This is a genomic window from Micromonospora echinofusca (assembly GCF_017614955.1).
Lineage (GTDB): Bacteria > Actinomycetota > Actinomycetes > Mycobacteriales > Micromonosporaceae > Micromonospora > Micromonospora echinofusca_A.
The window spans coordinates 91224-103884 of record NZ_WVUH01000002.1; the positions used below are offsets into that span (position 1 = coordinate 91224).

The 12661-nt window shown below is 70.8% G+C and carries 14 protein-coding genes and 1 tRNA gene; 9 read left to right on the top strand and 6 right to left on the bottom strand.

The annotated features are described in order from the left end of the window. Positions 1–91: 91 nt before the first annotated feature. Together GSF22_RS00820 and GSF22_RS00825 are read left to right on the top strand one after the other, a co-directional pair. Positions 92–787 carry a PASTA domain-containing protein gene (locus GSF22_RS00820; RefSeq protein WP_208810641.1) on the top strand — a complete coding sequence of 232 codons (696 nt, stop codon included), beginning with the start codon at positions 92–94 and terminating at the stop codon, positions 785–787. A 106-nt stretch (positions 788–893) separates the two neighbouring features. After that, positions 894–1688 (top strand): PASTA domain-containing protein, encoded by a 795-nt coding sequence (locus GSF22_RS00825; protein ID WP_208810643.1) that lies wholly within the window; start codon positions 894–896, stop codon positions 1686–1688. A gap of 113 nt (positions 1689–1801) precedes the next feature. Here GSF22_RS00825 and GSF22_RS00830 read toward each other — a convergent pair whose 3' ends face one another. Both GSF22_RS00830 and GSF22_RS00835 read right to left on the bottom strand, forming a co-directional pair. Further along, entirely contained in the window at positions 1802–2197 is a 396-nt protein-coding gene (locus GSF22_RS00830; protein ID WP_208810683.1) for a hypothetical protein, read from the bottom strand. Between the two features lie 139 nt (positions 2198–2336). Beyond that, on the bottom strand, positions 2337–2621 hold the full coding sequence (locus tag GSF22_RS00835; protein ID WP_208810645.1) for a hypothetical protein: 285 nt from the start codon (positions 2619–2621) through the stop codon (positions 2337–2339). A gap of 621 nt (positions 2622–3242) precedes the next feature. Here GSF22_RS00835 and GSF22_RS00840 point away from each other — a divergent pair. The 3 genes from GSF22_RS00840 to GSF22_RS00850 all read left to right on the top strand — a co-directional run bounded on the left by GSF22_RS00840 (position 3243) and on the right by GSF22_RS00850 (position 4962). Then, on the top strand, positions 3243–4124 hold the full coding sequence (locus GSF22_RS00840; RefSeq protein WP_208810646.1) for a helix-turn-helix domain-containing protein: 882 nt from the start codon (positions 3243–3245) through the stop codon (positions 4122–4124). Continuing rightward, complete coding sequence (locus GSF22_RS00845; protein ID WP_439957724.1) at positions 4094–4315, top strand: DUF397 domain-containing protein; 222 nt, start codon at positions 4094–4096, stop codon at positions 4313–4315. Before GSF22_RS00840 ends, GSF22_RS00845 begins: the two co-directional genes overlap by 31 nt. Before the next feature lie 236 nt (positions 4316–4551). Next, a complete protein-coding gene (locus GSF22_RS00850; protein WP_208810650.1) occupies positions 4552–4962 on the top strand; it encodes a hypothetical protein in 411 nt (136 codons plus the stop codon). Here the strand turns inward: GSF22_RS00850 and GSF22_RS00855 are convergent. Beyond that, positions 4930–5529, bottom strand: coding sequence for a hypothetical protein (locus GSF22_RS00855; protein ID WP_208810652.1), 600 nt, complete (start codon positions 5527–5529; stop codon positions 4930–4932). The genes GSF22_RS00850 and GSF22_RS00855 overlap by 33 nt on opposite strands. A gap of 248 nt (positions 5530–5777) precedes the next feature. Between GSF22_RS00855 and GSF22_RS00860 the strand changes: the two genes are divergently transcribed. Beyond that, positions 5778–7637, top strand: coding sequence for a S8 family peptidase (locus tag GSF22_RS00860; RefSeq protein WP_208810654.1), 1860 nt, complete (start codon positions 5778–5780; stop codon positions 7635–7637). Positions 7638–7789: 152 nt separating this feature from the next. Here the strand turns inward: GSF22_RS00860 and GSF22_RS00865 are convergent, their stop codons facing one another. The 3 genes from GSF22_RS00865 to GSF22_RS00875 all read right to left on the bottom strand — a co-directional run bounded on the left by GSF22_RS00865 (position 7790) and on the right by GSF22_RS00875 (position 9862). Continuing rightward, positions 7790–8596: a WecB/TagA/CpsF family glycosyltransferase gene (locus GSF22_RS00865; protein WP_208810656.1), complete on the bottom strand. Its 807-nt coding sequence runs from the start codon at positions 8594–8596 to the stop codon at positions 7790–7792. Next, complete coding sequence (locus tag GSF22_RS00870; protein WP_208810663.1) at positions 8593–9666, bottom strand: NAD-dependent epimerase/dehydratase family protein; 1074 nt, start codon at positions 9664–9666, stop codon at positions 8593–8595. The genes GSF22_RS00865 and GSF22_RS00870 overlap by 4 nt, the downstream gene beginning before the upstream one ends. Positions 9667–9776: 110 nt before the next feature. Continuing rightward, a tRNA-Leu gene (locus tag GSF22_RS00875) sits at positions 9777–9862 on the bottom strand. 211 nt (positions 9863–10073) lie between these two features. On the opposite strand from GSF22_RS00875, the gene GSF22_RS00880 reads away from it, so the two are divergent. The 3 genes from GSF22_RS00880 to GSF22_RS00890 form a co-directional block, all read left to right on the top strand. Next, positions 10074–10859 carry an FhaA domain-containing protein gene (locus GSF22_RS00880; protein WP_208810665.1) on the top strand — a complete coding sequence of 262 codons (786 nt, stop codon included), beginning with the start codon at positions 10074–10076 and terminating at the stop codon, positions 10857–10859. Between the two features lie 5 nt (positions 10860–10864). After that, entirely contained in the window at positions 10865–11353 is a 489-nt protein-coding gene (locus GSF22_RS00885) for an FHA domain-containing protein FhaB/FipA (protein ID WP_208810667.1), read from the top strand. After that, the coding region (locus GSF22_RS00890) for a PP2C family protein-serine/threonine phosphatase (RefSeq protein ID WP_208810669.1) at positions 11350–12661 on the top strand (1312 nt) is incomplete at its 3' end. The genes GSF22_RS00885 and GSF22_RS00890, both read left to right, overlap by 4 nt.

The window sequence follows — 12661 nt, forward strand, 5'->3', positions numbered from 1 at the left end:
CGTCCCCCGACCGGTGGGCGACCCGTGCGAGGCTGGTCCACGCCCGTTGCCGGTGGCCGGTACGGTCGCCATGGTGACGCGGAGGTCATAGATGGATCAGAGTGACACGGACCGGTCGGGAGTGCCGGTCCGGCGGTCCGGTCGGGGAAAACTGGTGGTGGGTTCGGCCACCGCATTCGTCGTGCTGGCCACGCTCGGGGCGCTCGGCGGTCACCTGCTCGCCACCGGGGAAACCGGACGACCCGCTGCGGATGCCGGGAACGCCCCGGCAGCCAACGCCCCGCCGGCCACCGGCCCGACCCCGCGTACGCCCCGACCGACCACCGGTCGGCCCAGCACCCCGGCTGCGCAGCAGACCACCGGCAACGCCGGAGCGCAGTTGCCCGACCTGGTGGGCAAGGACTTCGAGCAGGCCCGTACCGAGCTGCGGAAACGCCGGCTCGGTTGGCGGCTGGTCTTCGGGTCCGACGGTGCCAGTCGGGCGGTGCAGCGGACCGAGCCCGCCAGCGGGGCACCGGTGCGTCCGGGTGACACGGTCCAACTCTTCGTGGCCGGGGCGGCGCCGGTCGTGCGGGTACCGAACCTCTCCGGAGACGGGTGTGCGGAGGCCGCGCAGAAACTGGTCGATGCGGGCCTCTATCCCCGGTACGCCTCCGGCCGGCAGGGAACGGTGCACGGGCAGGACCCGGCTGCGGACGCCGAGGCCCGGTGGAACGACCAGGTCGAGATCGTCTGCGGCAGTGCCTCACCCGCCGTGCCCACCGCCGGTCCCAGCCCCACCTACTGACTCCGGACACGCCGGGGCCGGGCGCTCGATTCCGGCCCGTCGTCCCTGCTGCGGTTAAGTTTGGGTGGTGGGGCCAGGGGCGCCGGCCCCGTGGAGAGGACGCGCCATGGGCGACGATCGTCAGGATCCACCGGAACAGCCACGACCCGCGCCGGGGGCGGACCGGACGCAGCGCATCCCACCGCCGGTCCCGGACGACACGGACCGGACCCAGCGGATCGCCCCACCGGGAGCCGGCGACACGGACCGGACGCAGCGCATCCCCCCGGGCGGGCAGCCCGACGACGGGGCCTCCTCCCACCCGGCACCCTGGTCGGGGCGGGCCGAGGTCCGGCCACCGCAGCCGGCCGACGATGGCGGCCCGGGTGACTGGTACGTCGACCAGGACCAGTCGGATCGGCGCTGGTGGCTGCCGATCGTCGTCGGGATCGTGGCGATGCTCCTGCTCGGGGTGCTGGGCTTCGGCGTCTGGCTGATCGTCCGTTCGACGCAGCGGGACCCGGGTCCGTCACCGTTGCCGACGGTCGCACCCTCGGTGACCGGTCCGCCGTCCCCCACCGCACCGGCCGCGCCCTCCGACGAGCCTTCGGAGACCGCCGGTCAGCCCACCGCCCCGCAGACGACTGCGGCGTCGCCCACCACCGCCGCACCCGCACAGGTTCCACCACTGGTCGGGCTCACCCGGGAACAGGCGGTCGCGGTGCTCGAACGGCTCGACCTCGACTACCGGATCCGTACCCGGGAATCGGACCGGCCGCCCGGCACGGTGGTCGCCACCGAGCCGGGGCCGGGTGAACCGCTACCGGAGGACGAGGAGATCACCCTGATCGTCGCGGTCCCCCGGGTCGGTCCGACCCTGGAGCCGAGCACCTCGCCGAGCGTCCCCCGGTCGACCCGCTGACCTGAGCAGGAAGGCACGCCGGGCGGTCACCGGAAGACAGGCGGCACGTCGGGCGGTCACCGGAAGACAGGCGGCACGTCGGGCGGTCACCGGACAGGCGGCACGCCGGGCGGTCACCAGAGCCGACGGCGGTGTCCCACCAGCACCAACCCCACCAGGGAGATCGTCAGTCCGACGAGACCCGAGAGGACCAGTGACCGGGAGAGGTCGACCGGTTCCGGGCGGGGGCGGGGACCGGTAGCCGACAGTGCGGCGGCTGGCCCGTCGGCGGGTACGCCCGTGTCGACGGACCCGCCCGGTTCGGACGGACCGACGGCGTCCGGGACCGACGCCGGGGCCTCCAGTGGCCGGGTGGCCAGGGGCGCGGCTGGCGCGGGTGGATGTGCGGGACCGACCTCCGGTGCGGCCACCGCTCCGGCGGTGACACCGATGAGGACGAGCAACCCGCCGATGATGAGCAGACGGGGTGTGGGGCGCGGGCGTGCGGCGGACTCTCTGAACATGGCCATCCCAGGTTCTGGGTCCGGACCACGCGGTGTTCCTGCCGGGGTGGGCACTGTCGAGTCTATGGCCTCCGACGACTGTCGGCCGCCGATTCGACGTGCTCACCAGGGCGGTCCGCCGGCCGGCCCGCCCTGGCCGACCGCCCTAACCGACCCGGACAGGCGTCCTGGCGACCGGCCGCCGCGGCCGGACGGTGTGCGGGCGCGGCTCCGGCGCCGAGCGGAGGGTACGCAGGCCGGCGAGCTGCACGAAGATCGAACGGCGGCTGACCGCCTCCCCGGTCGGGTTCAGTTCGTACCCTTCGAGCCACACCCAGCCGTCGTAGGTGACCCAGTCGAGGATCCGGATGACCCGGAAGAGGATCGGCTTGACGAACTGCACGCTGGCTGCGCGAGTCACGTGCAGTACGTCACCTGAGCGGGGAGGCACATCGGCTCCTACGAGGATTGGCCGGTGAAGGCACCGGCGAGAGGTCTGTCGGGGCATCGGCGTGCCGGCGGGATTCTGCCGTCCGGCGATCAGTCCGGTGGGTGGGTGTTGGCCGGGGCGTTGCTGGTGGCGTCCGCGCCCGGCCAACACCCGTCCTGCACAGGGGCACCGCTCCCGTCGCCGGAGCCGTCCGGCCTCCGGCAGCGGGGTCATTCAACCCCGGCGCACGTCTAGGTGGTGGTGTGCACGACCCGGGCACCACGCGTCCCGCAGGGGTCGGCGGCGTCCCGCCGACCCGGAGAACCGAAACGCTGAGTCACCCGAGCCATACGGACAGCGTGCATCAGACGAGTGGTTTGGTGCAAGTTGCAAGTGGGCTTTTGCTGTTGGGCGGTCTGAAGGCCGAAGAGTGGTTGATGCCCACCTGTCCCGGACGGCACACTGGACGCCGGTTTCGCCGTTGCGGCCCGGCCGAGGTTCGGTAGCACCTGCCGCGATGATCGCCCGCCGCTCGACGGTCGCGCCCTCGGCGGGCGCCCGACCACACGCGACCCGGAGGTGACTGGTGAGTGCGACGAGCGAGCCTGCGAGCCCCGCATTCCAGAACGGGGCGATGGGCCGGTGACGGAGCGCCGCAGTCCCACCATCCGTCGACGTCGACTGGGAGCCGAGCTCCGTCGGCAGCGGGAGGCCGCCGGCATCACCATCGAGGTGGTGGCCGAACACCTGGAGTGCTCCGCCTCGAAGATCTCCCGGATCGAGACCGGCCACACCAGTGCCACCCCACGTGACGTACGCGACATGTTGCAGATCTACGGCGTCAGCGACGAGGAGAGCGAGGAACTGGTCCAGATCGCGCGTGAGGCCCGGCAGAAGGGCTGGTGGCATCCGTACAGCACGGTGCTGACCGGCGCCTATGTCGGTCTGGAGGCGGCGGCCAGTTCCATCCGGGCATACGAGCAGCAGGTGGTTCCGGGTCTCCTCCAGACGGAGGAGTACACCAAGGCGATGATCCTCGGCGCCCGAACGGATATTTCTGCCGGACAGATCGATCAGATGGTGCGTGTCCGTTTGGGGCGCCAGTCGTTGTTGAGCCAGGACGATCCGATCGATCTGTGGGTGGTGCTCGATGAAGCGGTGGTGAGCCGGCCGGTGGGCGGGGACGCGGTGATGCGTGCCCAGCTGAGGCATCTGGTGGAGACGGCCAATCTACCGAATGTGACGATTCAGCTTCTGCCCTTCGAAGTCGGGGCCCATGCCGGCATGGACGGCAGTTTTGCCATCCTCGACTTCCCCGAAGCCGGTGATCCGGATGTGGTGTACGCCGAGAATGCCACGGGTGGGCTCTTCCTGGAGAAGAGCGACGAGCTTCAGAAGTACATCTTCATCTTCGACCATATTCGAGCAGCGGCCATTCGCCCGGATGAGTCCATAGCTCTCATCGCAAAAATGGCAGAGGAGCCGTTGTGGAAGTGCCGACCAAAGGGTCCCTCGTGGACCTGACGCACGCAGCGTGGTTCAAGAGCTCGCGTAGCGGGCCCAATTGTGACAACTGCGTGGAGGTGGCGTTCGTTACCGGAGGGATCGCGGTACGCGATTCCAAGAACCCGACCGGACCCGCCCTGATCTTCACCCCGGACGAGTGGGACGCCTTCGTAGGCGGCACGAAGGACGGCGAGTTCGACCTGGCCTGACCCGCGTGCGGGGCAGCAGGAAACCTGGGCGTGGCCCCGACCGGTTCCGGAACCGGTCGGGGCCACGTCTGCCGTCCGGGCCACGTCTGCCGTCCGGGTCCGGTCCGCGTACCGGGGCGGACATCCCTGGCAGCGGCCCGTCGCCAGTTCCCGTCTGCCTCGTTGTACGTCTCGGTACGGCATGGCCGGCCAACCCGTGGCAGGGGTCCGCAACTCACACGAGGCAGGCGAGACGGATGACGATCGGGTCAGACAATCTGGGCAACGGCTCCGGTAAGCCGGAGCGCTTCGGCGGAAAGTACCGGGGTGCCCGTCGGGACAGCGTGCTCACCGAGGTGGTCTCGACGGACAGTGACGGTGGTGGCCGTGATTCCGCCCCGCCGGCCCTGGAACTGGCCGAGCCGCCGCCGGCGCCGCTCAGTCTGCCGTCACTCGACCCGGGCACGCTGGCCGAGCCCTCCTTCGCCAGCGGGGGTTGGGGTGAGGTGACCCCACCGCTTGCGGATCATCCCCTGCTCCGTGGTCTGCTGCTGGAGTTGCCGCCGAGGGGGAGCGTTCCGCCGCCCGGGTGGCTCGACCGGTGGTTCGAGGCGACCCGGGCGATTCTGGAACTGCTATACGTGCAGGGCACCGGTCGCGGGAGGTGACGCCGCTCCGGCGGGAGCCGCCAGTTCGGTGAGGCGGCTGTGCCGCAGGGCGTGCCGTACCCCGATCGCCAGGACACCCACCGCAAGCAGGCTCAGGACCAGCCCACCCGGCCCGGTGGTCAGGGCCGCTCCCGGCCGGCTCGCGGGGATCAGGGCGAGGGCGCAGAACAGCGCGGTCACCTGGACCGGCAGGCCGATCATGGGGTGTGCCGCGCCGATCCGCAGGCTGGGTGGTGCGGGGGTGCCGGGTGCGGCGGCGAAGGCCCCGGCACCGGCCCGGATCCGGCCCAGTCGGCGGAGGGTCGACAGGGCTACCACGGCGGCCGGGATCGCCGGTACCGCCAGTGCGGCGCCCGCCCGGTCGGCCGGGGTGAGATCCGTCGTGCCCAGCCCGGCCGCCACGACCGTCGCCGTGCCCGCCAGGGCGGCGAGGACGAGGCCCAGCAACCAGCCGGTACGGTGACGTAGCGTGCGGGCCCGGTCCAGCCCGGGCAGCCGGTCGGCCAGTACGCCGGCGACCGACCAGAGCGCGGCCACCGGGAGCACCATGGCCAGTGAGGTCTGCATGGCCTCACTCTTGCCCTTCGCCGGCTCCGCCGAATCCGGGCCGGGCCCCCGGCGTACCCGGACAGCCGACCACTAGGGGAGGCCCGCCGGTACCGACGGTACGTGAGGGGTCATCCTCCGTACAGTATGGAAGTTTCGGCATGTTTATTTATGTCGATCTAAAGAGATAGCCTCCCCTTGATCGGCCATCGTCGATCCGCTTCCTTTCCGGGGCGGACGCGCGTGCCGGTCGGAGGGGAGGTAGGGAGATGCGTCTCCCGTACAGGTCGATTCTGGTGGGCGTGGCCGCCTTGGGTATGGCGGCTGCGGCGACCCCGGCCATGGCGGCCGAGCCCACCGGGACCATCCGGTCCGCGGGTGGTGCCACGGCCGTGGCGGACAGCTACATCGTCGTCTTCAAGGACACCGCGGTCAGCTCCGCCCGGGTCGGTACCACGGCGCAGGACCTGGTCACCCGGCATGGTGGCACGGTGGCACGCACCTACTCCGCCGCGCTGCGCGGCTTCGAGATCAAGGCGAGCGCCAAGGCGGCCGCCCGGATCGCCGCCAGCCCCGACGTCGCCTGGGTGTCGCAGAACCACACGGTGAGCATCACCGGTACCCAGAGCCCGACCCCGTCCTGGGGTCTGGACCGCAGCGACCAGCGGGCCCTGCCGCTCGACAACTCCTACACGTACCCGAACACGGCGAGCAACGTCACCGCCTACATCATCGACACCGGCATCCGGACCTCGCACAGCGACTTCGGCGGCCGGGCGACCTGGGGTACGAACACGGTCGACACCAACAACACCGACTGCAACGGGCACGGGACGCACGTCGCCGGGACCGTCGGCGGCAACGCGTACGGCCTCGCCAAGGGTGCCCGCCTCGTCGCCGTCAAGGTGCTCAACTGCCAGGGCAGCGGCACCTACGCCGGGGTCATCTCCGGCATCGACTGGGTGACCGCCAACGCGCAGAAGCCGGCCGTGGCCAACATGAGCCTCGGCGGCGGCGCGGACGCCTCGGTGGACACCGCCGTCCGCAACTCCATCAACTCGGGTGTCACCTACGGCCTGGCCGCCGGTAACGACTCGGGCGGCAACGCCTGCAACACCTCGCCGGCCCGGACGGCCGAGGGCATCACCGTCGGCTCGACCACCAACACCGACGCCCGGTCTTCCTTCTCCAACATCGGTACCTGCCTGGACATCTTCGCCCCGGGCTCGTCGATCACCTCGGCGTGGAACACCAACGACACCGCCACCAACACCATCAGCGGTACCTCGATGGCGACCCCGCACGTGGTCGGCGCGGCGGCCCTGGTGGCCAGCGCCAACCCGTCCTGGACGCCGCAGCAGGTCCGGGACTACCTGGTCAACAACGCCACCAACGGCGTGGTGACCAACCCCGGCACCGGCTCGCCGAACAAGCTGCTGTACGTCGTCAACGACGGCACCCCGCCGACCGACGACTTCTCCGTCTCGGTCTCGCCGAACTCCGGCTCGACCGCGCCGGGCGGCTCGGTCACCGCGACCGTGGCGACCGCCACCACCAACGGGTCGGCCCAGTCGGTCAGCCTCTCCGCGAGCGGCCTGCCGAGCGGGGCGACCGCCTCGTTCAACCCGGCCACGGTGACCTCGGGTGGCTCCTCCGCCCTCACCATCAGCACGTCGGCCAGCACCCCGCCCGGCACCTACCCGGTGACCGTCACGGGTACCGGCACCTCGGGCAGCCGTACCGCGACCTACTCGCTGACGGTGACCGGCTCCGGTGGCGGTAGCTGCTCCGGCACCAACGACACCGACGTGGCCATCCCGGACACCGCCGCCGCGATCAGCAGCTCGATCGTGATCAGCGGTTGCGACCGGAACGCCTCCGCCACCTCGACCGTGGCCGTGAAGATCGTCCACACCTACCGGGGTGACCTGGTCATCGACCTGATCGCACCGGACGGCTCGGCGTACCGGCTGAAGAACTACGCCCTCTTCGACGGCGCCGACAACGTGGACACCACGTACACCGTCAACGTCTCCGGCGAGGCGGCCAACGGCACCTGGAAGCTCCAGGTCCGGGACCTCTTCTCCGGTGACACCGGCTACATCAACACCTGGTCCCTGAACCTCTAGGTGAATGCAAGGAAGGGCCCCTTCTTATCGCTTTCGGTATAGGAAGGGGCCCTTCCTAACGTCCGGACGCCGGCCGGTGGTGTCGACGACCGCCGGCCGGTGACGCGGACGACCGCCGCGCGGTCACCCGCCCGGCGGTCGTCGACGCGTCGTCAGACCGAGAAGCTGGCCGGCAGTTCGCTGGCCGGGGCGGGCGGAGCCGCCTTCCACAGGCCGGTCTTCTGGGCGGCCAACCGGGCCAGATAGGCCGGGTTGAGGATCACGTACCGGCGCCAGAGCCGCTTCGGTTCCAGTCCGAGCCGCCAGAACCACTCCAGCCCGGCCCGCTGCATCCACGGCGGCGGCTTGCGCAGCAGGCCCGCGTGGTAGTCGAACGCGGCACCGACCGCCATCAGCGGCATGTCCAGCAGCGGTCGCATGGCGTACGCGAAGACCTCCTGGCGCGGGCAGCCCAGGCCGACCAGGACGAGCCGGGCCCCGCTGGCCCGGATCCGGTCGGCGATCTCGGCGGCCTCGCCGGGCTGGACCGACCGGAACTTCGACGGCTCCACGCCGGCGATCTTCAGGGCCGGGAACATCCGCTCCAACGCCGGGATGAGCCGGGAGAGGGTCTCCTCGGTCGACCCGTAGAGATAGACCGGCAGCCCTTCGTCGGCGAACCGGGAGAGCACGTGCAGCGTCAGGGTCGGGCCGTAGACCCGGTCGGTGAGCCCCGCGCCGTGCAGCAGGTTGAGCGCCCAGCGCACCGGCTGTCCGTCCGGGGTGACCACGTCGAACGAGTTGAGCCGGGCGTTGTGCGCCGGGTCGAGTACGCCGGTCATCACCCCGTGCACCGCGAGCGCGGTCAGCGCCAGCGGACGCCGCTGGTGTGCCGCCGCCACGACCTGCTCGGTGGCTGCCGCGTAGTCGGTCGCGTCGACCAGGACGCCGAGGACGTTCCGCTTGGTCTGCGTGGTCATGCTCCGGGCACCCACTTGTCGACGTTGGCCTCGTAGATCTCCTGCATGATCATCGGTACGTCGTAGACCTGCTTCCACTCCGGGTAGTCGGCCTGGAACGCCTCGTTCGAGCCGATCCACCACTTGTGGTCGCCGATCCGGTTCTCCTCCACGTACTCGGTCACCATCTCCCGGCCGGTGATCCGCTCGGCCAGCGTGAACGCCTCCCGGTTGGAGGTGTTGGAGTGCCGACCGCCGCCCAGGTTGTAGACCGCCGCCGACCGGGGGTTGCGGAAGAACGCCTCGAACGCCGACACCACGTCGGAGCTGTGGATCGCGTCGCGGACCTGCTTGCCCTGGTACCCGAAGATCCGGTACGTCCGGCCCTCCATGTTGGCGCGCATCACGTAGCCGAGGAAGCCGTGCAGCTCGGTGGCCGAGTGCGCCGGCCCGGTCAGGGTGCCACCCCGGAAACAGGCCGTCCGCATGTCGAAGTAGCGGCCGTACTCCTGCACCATCACGTCCGCCGCGACCTTGGACGCGCCGAAGATCGAGTGCAGGCAGGAGTCGATCGACATGTCCTCCCGGATGCCCTGCTCGTACGGGTGGCCCGGCTCGATCTCCCAGCGGGTTTCCAGTTCCACCAGGGGGAGGCTGTTCGGCCGGTCGCCGTACACCTTGTTGGTGGAGCAGTGGATCACCGGCGCCTCGATGCAGTGTTCCCGCACGTTCTGCAGGACGTTCAGCGTGCCACCGGCGTTGACGTCGAAGTCGGTGTAGGGATCCCGGACCGCCCAGTCGTGGGACGGCTGTGCGGCGGTGTGGATCACCACCGCGATGTCCCGGCCGTACCGCCGGAAGATCGCCGCCAGCGCCTCCCGGTCCCGGATGTCGACGTTGTGGTGCGTGTACGCCCCACCGAGGTCGGCGGCGAGCCGCTGCACGTTCCACGCGGTGGACGCCTCGGCGCCGAAGAATGCCTGCCGCATGTCGTTGTCGATGCCGGCGACATCGAGGCCGAGACCGGCGAAATGCCGGACCGCCTCGGAGCCGATCAGGCCACCGGATCCGGTCACCAACGCGACAGCCACACGCCACTCCTGGGTCTGGGGGGAGGCAGGAACCACCGGAGCATAACGCCCCCGCGAGCGTGACCCGGAACGAAGGAAGGGCCCCGCGTTTCTGCGGAGCCCTTCGACTCTGGTGGGGAAGGGGGGAGTTGAACCCCCACGCCCTTTCGGGCACACGGACCTGAACCGTGCGCGTCTGCCATTCCGCCACTTCCCCGTGGCTTGACCAGGATCAGTGTAATCTGTCCCGATCCCTCCCCTTAGTGGGGGGTGCCCGGACATATTACGCTGTCCCCAGCCTCTGCTGCGAAAGATCGCTCGTTCGCGGCGGAGGGAAGAGTAGCACGACATGAGCGGCCCGGTGGAACGGGCCGGTGACAGGCGGCCGAGCGGCGTGTGAGCTGCGCGAGCGACGGCCGGATACCATCATGTCCTCGGGACCCGAGGAGGAGCCGGTGAGCGTGCTGCAACGCTTCGAGAAGCGTCTGGAAGGCCTGGTTGAGGGGGCCTTCGCCAAGGTCTTCAAGGGGGTCGTCCACCCCGTGGAGATCCTCAACGCCATGCAGCGGGAGGCAGAGGCGCACAAGGCCATCCTGGCTGGTGGGCGCACCCTGGTGCCCAACCGCTACGTGATCGATCTCTCGCCGTACGACCACAGCCGGCTGGCGCCGTACGCCGCGGCGTTGGCCCAGGAACTGGCCCAGTCGCAGGCGGAGTTCATCGGCGAGCAGGCGTGGACCGTGTACGGGGACGTCATCGTCGAGATCGAGCGCGGCGAGGGGCTGGACACCGGCATGTTCCGGGTCACCGCCGAGGTCTACACCGGCGGGGAGGTCGCCCCGGTCTCCGGTCCCGGCTACGACGCCCCGCCCGCCTACCCGGCGTACGACCAGGGTGGCGGCTACGGCCCTCCGCCCGGCCACGGTGGCGCCCGCAACGTCCGGCTGGTCTCCGGCGACGGCCGGACGTACCCGCTCCAGATGGGCTCCACGGTGATCGGCCGTGGCGACCAGGCCAACCTGCGCCTGCCGGACGTCGGCATCTCCCGGCGACACGCCCGGCTCGACTTCGACGGTGGCCAGGTGGTGCTGACCGACCTCGGTTCGACCAACGGGACCATGGTCAACGGCCAGCGGGTGTCGGCCGTGGCGCTCAACCCGGGCGACATGATCCAGCTGGGGACGACCACCCTGACGTTCCGCGTGGACGGTTAAGCGACTTGCCCCCTCTCGTCATAACCGTCGCGCGCTTCGGCTTCCTCATCCTGCTGTGGATCTTCGTGTTCACCGTGGTGGGAGTGATCCGTCGGGATCTCTTCGCCGGGGCCAGGTCCAACCGGCTGGTCGCGGCACCCCGCGCCGTCGGGGCCTCGACGGGGCAGGCGGCCGCCAAACCGGCGAAGGTCAAGCGGGGCCGGGCCGCCCACCAGCTGGTGGTCACCGCCGGTCAGCTCGCCGGCACCCGGATCACCCTCGGCGAAGCCCAGATAACCATCGGCCGGGCAGAGGATTCGACGCTCGTCATCACCGACGACTACGCCTCCGCGCGCCACGCCCGGCTGGTCCCCCGGGCGGGGCAGTGGTTCGTCGAAGACCTCGGCTCGACTAACGGCACCTATCTGGATCGCGCTAAGGTCACCGGACCAACCCCCGTCCCCCTCGGCGTGCCGATCCGGATCGGCCGCACTTCTCTCGAATTACGGCCATGACACTGACCCTGCGCTATGCGGCCCACAGCGACCGCGGTCTGATCCGAGACGGAAACCAGGATTCCGTCTACGCCGGGCCGCGGCTGCTCGCCGTCGCCGACGGCATGGGCGGCATGGCCGCCGGTGACGTCGCCAGCAACATCGTCATCGGCGCACTGGCGCCACTCGACGAGGACGTTCCCGGTGATGCGCTCGTCGATGCGCTGCGCTCGGCCGTGGACACCGCCAACCAGCAGCTGCGGGACACCGTGGACGCCAACCCGCAGCTGGAGGGGATGGGCACCACGCTGACCGCGACCCTCTTCTCCGGCAGCAAGATCGGGATGGTGCACATCGGGGACTCCCGCGCCTATCTGCTGCGTGACGGCGAGTTCTCCCAGATCACCAAGGACGACACGTACGTCCAGATGCTCGTCGACGAGGGTCGGATCAGCCTGGAGGAGGCGAGCAGCCACCCCCAGCGCTCGCTGCTCACCCGGGCCCTCGACGGGCGGGACATCGACCCGGAGTACTCCGTCCGTCAGGTGCTGCCCGGCGACCGCTACCTCATCTGCAGCGACGGGCTCTCCGGCGTGGTGAGCGCCGAGACGATCGCCGAGACCATGCGGGAGTACGCCGACCCGCAGCAGTGCGTCGAGCGGCTGGTGCAGCTCGCCCTGCGCGGCGGTGGCCCGGACAACATCACCGTGGTCATCGCGGACGCCACCGACCAGGACATCGTGGAGGCCGCCCCGATCGTGGGCGGGGCCGCCGCCCGGGACCGGGGCATGGCGACCTCCGCCGACCGCTCCACCCCGGCGGCCCGGGCCTCCGCGCTCTCCGCGCCCCGCCCGGCGGCGCCCGAGCCGGCCCCTGCGCCCGGCCGGGACGACGACGACCGCCCCCGTCGCCGACCGGTCCGCACCGCGCTGCTCCTGGTGGTGCTGCTCGGTCTGCTGGGCGCCGGCCTGTGGGGTGGCTGGAGCTACACCCAGCGGCAGTACTACGTCGGGGCCACCGAGGACGGCCAGCTCGCCGTCTTCCGTGGCGTGCCGGGGCAGATCGCCGGGCTGGACCTGTCCAGCGTCCACACGACCAGTGCGGCCGAGCTCGACGACCTCACCGCCGCCGCCCAGGAGCAGGTCAAGCAGGGCATCCAGGCCAAGAGCGAGCCGGACGCCGAGCGGCGTCTCGCCGAACTGACCAACGACGACCCGGCCAACCCGAACCTGAAGCCGATCTGCCCGCCGAGTCCCGCGCCGGGTGTGACCGCGTCCGGGGTACCCGCACCCAACGGCACCCCGGCACCGGCTGCGACCCCCTCCCCGG